Genomic DNA, 8,301 nt, shown 5'->3' with positions numbered 1-8,301 from the left:
CCGGGGGCGCGCCGCCCCCCCCCCCCCGGCCCCCCCGGCCCCCCCCCCCCCCCCGCGCGGGGGCCCCATCCTACACAGGCCCCCGGCGGCCCCCCCCCCCCACGGCCCGCTGTGGACCAACGACGCGCAGATATTCGTACGCGGGGAAGGCGGCTGGGGCGGCGACCGCGGCCCCTCCACCCGGCTCGAACCACCCGTCGGCGAGCCCGGCATGACCGTCGAGAAGGCCGTCCGCGAGGACCAGGCGCTGCTCTACCGCCTCTCCGGCGACTGGAACCCGCTGCACGCCGACCCCGGGTTCGCCAAGCTCGCCGGGTTCGACCGGCCCATCCTGCACGGGCTGTGCACCTACGGCATGACACTCAAGACGGTCGTCGACACGCTGCTTGGCGGCGACGTGACCCGCGTCCGCTCCTACACCACCCGCTTCGCCGGGGTGGTGTACCCGGGCGAGACCCTGCGCATCCGCATGTGGCGCCGGGAGCGGGCCGTGCGGGTGGCCGTGAACGCCGTCGAGAGGGACGACGCGCCTGTTCTCGCCGACACCGTCGTCGAACACTCCTGAGCCACCTTGGCCACCTGAGCCATCTGAGCCAGAGAAGCCTCCGAGGGGAGCCGCACCATGCGCGCAGCCGTACTGCACGAGATCGGCCAGGACAAGCTGGAGGTCCTCGACGACGTCGAGGCGGTGGGCTTCGGCCCCGGCAGGGTGCGGGTACGGATCCGGGCCACGGGGCTGTGCCACTCGGACCTGTCCGCGATGAGCGGGGTGCTGCCGCAGCCGGCGCCGTTCGTCCCCGGGCACGAGGGCGCCGGCGAGATCATCGAGGTCGGCGAGAACGTCACCCGTCTGAAGCCCGGTGACCGGGTCGTCGTCTGCTGGCTGCCGGCCTGCGGCGCCTGTCCCGCCTGCAGGCGCGGGCAGACCGAGCTGTGCCTGGCCGGGTTCATGAACGCGGGCACGCCCAACTTCAAGCGCTCCGGCGGAGACGTGTTCGGCTTCGCGGGCACCGGCACCTTCGCCGAGGAGGTCGTCGTCGACGCGGGCTGCGCCGTGCCGATCCCGGACGACGTGCCCTTCGACATCGCCGCGCTCATCGGCTGCGGGGTGACGACCGGACTGGGCGCCGCCCTCAACACCGCCGACGTGGAGGCCGGTTCGTCGGTCGCCGTCATCGGGTGCGGAGGCGTCGGCATCTCCGCGATCCAGGGGGCGCGGCTGAAGGGCGCCGCCGAGATCGTCGCCGTCGACCCGGTCGCGTCGCGCCGCGAGTCCGCCCTCCGGTTCGGCGCCACGAAGGCCGTTGCACCGGACGGGCTGGCCGACGCCAAACAGCAGGTCACCGGCGGCGAGGGCTTCGACTACGTCTTCGAGGTCGTCGGGCGGTCCGCGACCGCCCGCACCGCCTACGAGAACACCCGGCGCGGCGGCACCCTCGTCGTGGTCGGCGCGGGCGCCATGGACGACTTCCTCCAGCTCAACATGTTCGAGCTGTTCTTCGACGAGAAGCGCATCCTGCCGTCGATGTACGGCGGCGGCGACGTCCTGCGCTCCTACGAGCGGACCATCGCCCTGTGGCGGGCGCGCCGCGTCGACCTGGAGGGCCTGATCACGCACCGGGTGCCGCTGGCCGAGATCAACGAGGCGCTGGACCAGATGCGTACCGGGACGGCCCTGCGTACGTGCATCGAGATCTGACGGGGAGTCCTATGCCGATCGGTATGTCACTGCCACTCGAGGGCCTGGCCGCGATCGTCACCGGCGCGGGCCGGGGACTGGGCCGGGCCGAGGCGCTGGAACTGGCCCGGCTCGGCGCGGCCGTCGTCGTCAACGACTACGGCAGGCCGGGCCGGGACGGCTCGGGCGAGGCCTCCGCCGGGCCCGCCGAGGAAGTCGCCGCCGAGATCCGGGCGGCGGGCGGGCGGGCGCTCGCGCACACCGGGGACGTCGCCGACTTCGGGCAGGCCCGGGAACTCGTGGAGAGCGCGGTCGCCGAGTTCGGGAAGCTCGACATCCTGGTCAACAACGCCGGCATCCTGCGCGACCGCATGGTCTTCTCCATGTCCGAGGACGAGTGGGATTCGGTGATCCGGGTCCACCTCAAGGGGCACTTCAACACCACGCACTTCGCGGCCGCACACTGGCGGGAGCGGTCCAAGGCGGCCGGGGGACGGGTGTACGGGCGGATCGTGAACACCTCGTCGGAGGCGTTCCTGGCCGGTTCGGCGGGCCAGCCCAACTACGCCGCAGCCAAAGGCGGGATCGTGGGTCTGACCACCTCCACGGCCCTCGCCCTGGCCAAGTACGGAGTGACGGCCAACGCGATCTGCCCCCGGGCCCGCACCCGGATGACCGAGGACGTCTTCGCGGGGCTCGCCGCACCCGACGAGGGCCTCGACCCGCTCGCCCCCGAGCACGTCGCCCCGCTCGTCGGCTACCTCGCCTCGCCCGCCGCCGGGCGCGTGAACGGACAGCTGCTCGTGGTGCACGGTGGCATGGTCGCCGTCATGGAACAGCCGCGTGTCCAGGCGAAGTTCGACAGCAAGCAGGACACCTTCACCTTTGACGAACTCGACGCGCTGCTCACCCCGCACTACGCGGACCGGCCGCCGGGGGAGACCTTCGCGGCGGCGGAGGTGCTGGCCCTCAAACGCCGGTGACACACGAAAGGGGGCCCATCGGCCGGTCAGCCGATGGACCCCCACTGCGTGACCTCAGGCCGCCGACTCGGCCGGCTCCGGCTTGCGGTGCCGGCCGTGCGGGGCCGTCTCGCTGTCCTGGGCCGAGACCGGGCCGCGGTGCTTGCCGTGGCCGGCGGTCTCCTGAAGGTCGCTGGACAGCTTCTCGGTCGTCATCGTGTCGTTCATCGGAAGAATTCACCCCGTCAACATCATCTTTCGTACAGCCGGGCGAGTGTAACCGGCACACCACGGGGCGAATCCAGGCGGCCACGCCAACCGCCACTACTTCGTTACAAGACGTGCGAGCGGTGCCTGTTGAAGGGGTACCGGGCGCAGCACCGCGGGCTCCGGAGGATCCGGTTCCGCCGGTTTCCGGAGCGCGTTCCACACCCCGTCGACCGCGCCGTTCCGGACCGGATCCCCCGGGCCGACGTCCCCCGGTCCCCCCGTGTTCCCCCATCCCCCCGTTCCCCCCGTTCTCGCGGGTGCCGCCAGCTCCGCCACACCGCACGGGGTCTCCCGCGTGGCGTACGGCAGCCGCAGCACCCCGTCCTCGGTCCACAGCCCCGCGCCCGCCAGCCACCCCTCGGGCGCCGGGAGGTGGTGCACCTGGCGCTCGGCGGGCCGCCACACCCCGACCCAGCTGCCGAGCGACCCGTCGACGCGCAGCGCCACCGCGCAGTGCTCCGGCGTCAGCACCTGCCCCGGCTGGATCGCGAACGGCGTCACCGTGCAGTCGGCCGTCCGCAGGCACTCCGGGAAGCGCACCGGCAGCGTGCTGCCCAGGACCCCCCAGCCCAACCGTTCCTGCCCGGGGGAGGGTGCGTCCGAGGCGACGAGGATCAGCCCGCTGTCCGGGTCGGCGAGCAGCAGGCGGTCGTCGCTGCCGGCCGCGATCTGCAGCAGCGGCGACACCTCGCCGCCCCGCTCCAGGTCCACCACGACCGCCTTGGTGCTCCCGCAGATCTCCCGGTCCAGGGCGAGCATGCGTCCCGTGCGGTCCAGCCAGACCCCGCCCGAGCAGCGCCCCGGGATCTCGGCGACGTGCTCGGGCCCGAAGGAGCCGCCCGCCACCAGCCACACCGCCGTGGAGCGGAGGCCGGTCTCCAGCGCGTACGCCCGCCGGCCCCCCGGCGCCGACGGCAGCAGCCGCAGTTCGTTGCCCGGGTCCGGGCACTCCACCGCTCCCAGCGGCAGCTCACCGGTGCCGGGGCCGGTCGGGTACAGCAGCGAGAACGAGTGCCGCCGTTCCACCAGCCGGTGGATCAGGACCCGTCCGTCGGCCAGCGGCTGCACCTCGGTGCCGGGCTCCTCCGGCTGGTTGCCGGGCAGCGGCACGGCGTACGGTTCGGGGCCGTCCAGTGTCCAGCGCTCCGGGAACCAGGAGCCGCCGTCCAGCGCCAGACGGGCGGCGTAGGCCCCGTCCGCCGTGATGGTGCAGCCCGCCCGCGGAACACCGCCGTCCTCCGCGGCAGCCGAGGGTTCGATCGCACAGGCCGTCATCGTTCGGTCACCTCCGGCGACGAAGCTAGTTTTCGCACGCACAGACGTGGAACCGCCAGGCAGCCGCTTCACACATACGGGTGGCCGGGCAGCGGTTCGCCTGAGGAAACGCGGGCGTATGTGCTGCACGGGGCCTTTCGGGCACGGAGCCGGTACATCCCCGCAGAACAGGCAGGTAGCCTTTTCCCCGTGCCCCGTCTGTCAGAAGTCATCACCGCGCTGGAGAACCTGTGGCCCGCCGAGCGGGCCGAGTCCTGGGACGCGGTCGGCACCGTCGTGGGCGACCCCGACCAGGAGGTCTCCCGGGTCCTGTTCGCCGTCGACCCCGTGCAGGACATCGTCGACGAGGCGGTGAAGCTGGGCGCCGACCTGATCGTCACCCACCACCCGCTCTATCTGCGCGGTACGACGACGGTCGCGGCCTCCACCTTCAAGGGCCGGGTCGTGCACACGCTGATCAAGAACGACATCGCGCTGCACGTCGCCCACACCAACGCCGACACGGCCGACCCGGGCGTCTCCGACGCGCTGGCCGGAGCCCTGGACCTGCGGGTCGTACGGCCGCTCGTGCCGGACCCCACCGACCCGGAGGGCCGCAGAGGCCTCGGCAGGGTCTGCGAACTGGACCACCCGCTCACCGTCCGCGAGCTCGCCGCCCGCGCCGCCGAGCGGCTGCCCGCCACCGCGCAGGGCATCCGGGTGGCCGGTGACCCCGAGGCGGTCGTCCGCACGGTCGCCGTCAGCGGCGGCTCCGGCGACAGCCTCTTCGATGCCGTGCGGGCGGCCGGTGCCGACGCCTTCCTCACCGCCGACCTCCGGCACCACCCGGCCTCCGAGGCCGTCCTCCGCAGCCCCCTCGCGCTGCTCGACGCGGCGCACTGGGCCACCGAATGGCCCTGGTGCGAGCTGGCCGCAGCCCAGCTCGACGAGATCTCCGACCGTCACGACTGGGACCTGCGCGTCCACGTCTCCAAGACGGTCACCGACCCCTGGACCGCCCACGCGGCGTCCAACACCGCCACTAGCTCAACGGGAGCCCCCAACTGAACGCCGCGCCCGCCGACCAGATCCGACTGCTGGACGTCCAGGCCCTCGACGTCCGCCTGCAGCAGCTGGCGCACAAGCGGAGGTCGCTGCCCGAGCACGCCGAGATCGAGTCGCTGACCAAGGACCTCACGCAGCTGCGCGACCTGCTCGTGGCCGCGCAGACCGAGGAGAGCGACTGCGCCCGCGAGCAGACCAAGGCCGAGCAGGACGTGGACCAGGTGCGCCAGCGCGCCGCCCGCGACCAGCAGCGCCTGGACTCCGGCGCGATCACCTCCCCCAAGGACCTGGAGAACCTCCAGCGGGAGATCGTCTCCCTGGCCAAGCGGCAGGGCGACCTGGAGGACGTCGTCCTCGAGGTCATGGAGCGCCGCGAGGCCGCGCAGGAGCGGGTCGGTGAGCTGACCGAGCGCGTGGCCTCCGTCCAGACGAAGATCGACGACGCGACCGGCCGCCGGGACGCCGCCTTCGAGGACATCGACGGCGAGGCGGCCTCGGTGACCAAGGAGCGCGAGGTCATCGCGGGCTCCGTCCCGGCGGACCTGCTGAAGCTCTACGACAAGCTGCGCGAGCAGCAGGGCGGCATCGGCGCTGCCAAGCTGTACGCCCGCACCTGCCAGGGCTGCCGCCAGGAGCTGGCGATCACCGAGCTGAGCGAGATCCGCTCGGCCGCGCCCGACACCGTCGTGCGCTGCGAGAACTGCCGCCGCATCCTGGTGCGCACGGCCGAGTCGGGTCTGTAGGGAACAAGGGGCGTACGGCGTGCGGGAGTTCATCGTCGAGGCCGACGGCGGCTCGCGGGGCAACCCGGGGCCCGCGGGCTACGGCGCGGTGGTGATCGACGCGGCCACGGGCGAGACCCTCGCCGAGGCGGCGGAGCACATCGGGGTGGCCACCAACAACGTGGCCGAGTACCGGGGCCTGGTGGCCGGCCTGCGTGCCGCGCACGCCCTCGACCCGTCCGCCTCGGTGCACGTCCGCATGGACTCCAAGCTCGTCGTCGAGCAGATGTCTGGCCGCTGGAAGATCAAGCACCCGGATCTGAAGCCCCTCGCCATGGAGGCGAGCCGTGTCCTGCCGGCGGACCGGGTGACGTACGAGTGGATCCCGCGCGAGCGGAACAAGCACGCCGACCGCCTGGCCAACGAGGCGATGGACGCCGGGAGCCGGGGCGAGCAGTGGTCCCCGTCGTCCTCCACCGCGGCACTGGACAGACCCGCCGTACCCGAGCCGTCCGGCCCGCCGGGCGACGCGACGGCGGGCGCGGCGAAGGCGCGCGCGGCCCTCGCCGCCGCCAGGCCGGCTCCGGCCGGCGGGGGCACGGCGACCGGGACACCGTCCGAGGTCCCCGTCGGCACCCCGGCGCGGCAGTCGTACGCGGTGGGTGAGGAGTCCGGCGCCGACGCGCGTGCCGCCCGCGCGGTGGCCTCCGGCGCCGCCACGCCCCCGGCCCCGGCCACCACCGCCCCCGGCTGGAGCGCGGCCCCCGACCTCGGCGCGCCCGCGACCTTGGTGCTGCTGCGGCACGGAGAGACCCCGCTGACACCGCAGAAGCGGTTCTCGGGCAGCGGCGGTACCGACCCGTCCCTCTCCGATGTCGGCCGCGAGCAGGCCGAGCGGGTCGGGGCGGCACTGGCCCGGCGCGGCACGATCCAGGCGATCGTCGCGTCCCCCCTCGCCCGCACCCGGGAGACCGCCGGCATCGTCGCCGCCCGCCTCGGGCTCGAGGTGACGGTCGACGACGGGCTGCGCGAGACCGACTTCGGCGCCTGGGAGGGGCTCACCTTCGGCGAGGTGCGCGAGCGCCACCGGGAGGACCTCGAGGCCTGGCTCGCCGACCCCGAGGCCCGCCCCACCGGCGACGGCGAGAGCTTCGCGCAGACCGCCACCCGGATCGCCGCCACCCGCGACAAGCTGGTCGCGGCGTACGCGGGCCGCACGGTCCTGCTCGTCACCCACGTCACCCCGATCAAGACGTTCGTACGGCTGGCCCTCGGCGCCCCGCCCGAGTCCCTCTTCCGTATGGAGCTGTCGGCGGCCTCGCTCTCGGCGGTGGCGTACTACGCGGACGGCAACGCGAGCGTACGGCTGCTCAACGAGACCGCTCACCTGCGCTGAGCGGCACGGGCGCGCAGGACCTCCACGATGTGCCGCCCCCACGGCCCCCGGGTTCATCACCCGCGGCGCCATCCCGGACGGATGCGGCGCCGGCCGCGCCAGGTTGACGGGCGGTCCGGCGGCGAGGGCGCGGCGCCCTCCGCCAGCACGTCGAACGCAGCGTTCCCGCGACGAGTTCACCCCGGGGTCCCGCCACGACCGCCGGATACGGCAGATGGCCCGCCAGGATCCGGCCCAACGCCTCGCGCACGGGCCCCGGTTCCGCCGCGTGCAGTACCGACTCGGCGTGAGAAGGCGCGCAACCCGCCGCGAGCGGCGGCGCGTTGCGCTCGCGCGGCGTCAGGTCCAGCGACTCCGCCGGCCGCAGCACGACCGCCGCCCCGGCACCGAACGGCCCCGCTCGATGAAGCCGACGTACCTCTGTGCCGTCCCGGCCCGTGAGGCGAGTTCGGGCCGACTGACCCGGCGCGCGGTGCACCGGCGCAGCGGCTCCAGGGCGAAGGACGGCGGTTCGACGGTGCTCATGGGGTCCCCGTACGGCACGGGTATAACAACCGGTCAGCGTCGCCGCCGCACCCAGCCGGGAATCGAGCCCCCCGCGCGGCGCGGCCGGCCTGGCCGCATGCGCTCCTGCCGACTGGCGCGGCCTTCGGCAAGGACGTCAACCCGATCGCCCGAGCCCTGCCGCCTCCCGCGCCAGGGCCTCGACACGTGCCCAGTCCCGGGCGGCGACGGCGTCCGCGGGCACCATCCAGCTCCCGCCGACGCAACCGACGTTGGGCAGGGCCAGGTACTCCGGCGCGTTCCCCGGTCCGATGCCCCCCGTCGGACAGAACCGCGCCTGCGGCAGCGGACCGGCCAGCGACCGCAGGTACGCCGTGCCGCCGGCCGCCTGGGCCGGGACTAACTTCATCACCCGCACCCCGCGATCGAGGAGCGCCCCCACCTCGGAGG

At 74.0% G+C, this 8,301-nt stretch carries 8 protein-coding genes and 2 pseudogenes; 6 read left to right on the top strand and 4 right to left on the bottom strand.

The window, feature by feature from the left end; all coding sequences use genetic code 11:
- Positions 1-100: 100 nt before the first annotated feature.
- The 3 genes and pseudogenes from ACFW2E_RS09940 to ACFW2E_RS09930 all read left to right on the top strand — a co-directional run.
- A pseudogene (locus ACFW2E_RS09940) lies at positions 101-565 on the top strand (MaoC family dehydratase); the annotation flags it as partial.
- Between the two features lie 57 nt (positions 566-622).
- Positions 623-1,699, top strand: coding sequence for a Zn-dependent alcohol dehydrogenase (locus tag ACFW2E_RS09935; RefSeq protein ID WP_384464128.1), 1,077 nt, complete (start codon positions 623-625; stop codon positions 1,697-1,699).
- Positions 1,700-1,722: 23 nt separating this feature from the next.
- Positions 1,723-2,661 carry a 3-oxoacyl-ACP reductase gene (locus ACFW2E_RS09930; RefSeq protein ID WP_384464125.1) on the top strand — a complete coding sequence of 313 codons (939 nt, stop codon included), beginning with the start codon at positions 1,723-1,725 and terminating at the stop codon, positions 2,659-2,661.
- Positions 2,662-2,715: 54 nt separating this feature from the next.
- Here ACFW2E_RS09930 and ACFW2E_RS09925 read toward each other — a convergent pair whose 3' ends face one another.
- Positions 2,716-2,868, bottom strand: coding sequence for a hypothetical protein (locus ACFW2E_RS09925; RefSeq protein ID WP_384464123.1), 153 nt, complete (start codon positions 2,866-2,868; stop codon positions 2,716-2,718).
- Between the two features lie 96 nt (positions 2,869-2,964).
- Complete coding sequence (locus tag ACFW2E_RS09920; RefSeq protein ID WP_384464120.1) at positions 2,965-4,185, bottom strand: hypothetical protein; 1,221 nt, start codon at positions 4,183-4,185, stop codon at positions 2,965-2,967.
- Between the two features lie 189 nt (positions 4,186-4,374).
- Between ACFW2E_RS09920 and ACFW2E_RS09915 the strand changes: the two genes are divergently transcribed.
- The 3 genes from ACFW2E_RS09915 to ACFW2E_RS09905 are packed head-to-tail and all read left to right on the top strand — an operon-like array spanning position 4,375 to position 7,347.
- The gene (locus ACFW2E_RS09915) at positions 4,375-5,232 is read left to right on the top strand and encodes a Nif3-like dinuclear metal center hexameric protein (protein WP_384464117.1); all 858 of its coding nucleotides are present in this window, start codon (positions 4,375-4,377) and stop codon (positions 5,230-5,232) included.
- Complete coding sequence (locus tag ACFW2E_RS09910) at positions 5,229-5,972, top strand: zinc ribbon domain-containing protein (RefSeq protein WP_384464192.1); 744 nt, start codon at positions 5,229-5,231, stop codon at positions 5,970-5,972. The genes ACFW2E_RS09915 and ACFW2E_RS09910 overlap by 4 nt, the downstream gene beginning before the upstream one ends.
- 19 nt (positions 5,973-5,991) lie before the next feature.
- Entirely contained in the window at positions 5,992-7,347 is a 1,356-nt protein-coding gene (locus ACFW2E_RS09905; RefSeq protein ID WP_384464114.1) for a bifunctional RNase H/acid phosphatase, read from the top strand.
- Between the two features lie 339 nt (positions 7,348-7,686).
- On the opposite strand, the gene ACFW2E_RS09900 is transcribed toward ACFW2E_RS09905, so the two are convergent.
- Positions 7,687-7,872 (bottom strand): hypothetical protein, encoded by a 186-nt coding sequence (locus tag ACFW2E_RS09900; RefSeq protein ID WP_384464111.1) that lies wholly within the window; start codon positions 7,870-7,872, stop codon positions 7,687-7,689.
- 136 nt (positions 7,873-8,008) lie between these two features.
- A pseudogene (locus ACFW2E_RS09895) lies at positions 8,009-8,301 on the bottom strand (keto-deoxy-phosphogluconate aldolase); the annotation flags it as partial.

This window comes from Streptomyces sp. NPDC058964 (assembly GCF_042741275.1).
Taxonomy (GTDB): domain Bacteria; phylum Actinomycetota; class Actinomycetes; order Streptomycetales; family Streptomycetaceae; genus Streptomyces.
The sequence above is the reverse complement of the archived record's forward strand: the minus strand, read 5'-3'. Positions and strand labels throughout refer to the sequence as shown.

Bases quoted from the DNA above. Each gene is read 5' to 3' on its own strand.
- ACFW2E_RS09930 (WP_384464125.1), top strand. From the start codon at position 1,723: ATGTCACTGCCACTCGAGGGCCTGGCCGCGATCGTCACCGGCGCGGGC.
- ACFW2E_RS09920 (WP_384464120.1), bottom strand. From the start codon at position 4,185: ATGACGGCCTGTGCGATCGAACCCTCGGCTGCCGCGGAGGACGGCGGT.
- ACFW2E_RS09925 (WP_384464123.1), bottom strand. From the start codon at position 2,868: ATGAACGACACGATGACGACCGAGAAGCTGTCCAGCGACCTTCAGGAG.
- ACFW2E_RS09935 (WP_384464128.1), top strand. From the start codon at position 623: ATGCGCGCAGCCGTACTGCACGAGATCGGCCAGGACAAGCTGGAGGTC.
- ACFW2E_RS09900 (WP_384464111.1), bottom strand. From the start codon at position 7,872: ATGAGCACCGTCGAACCGCCGTCCTTCGCCCTGGAGCCGCTGCGCCGG.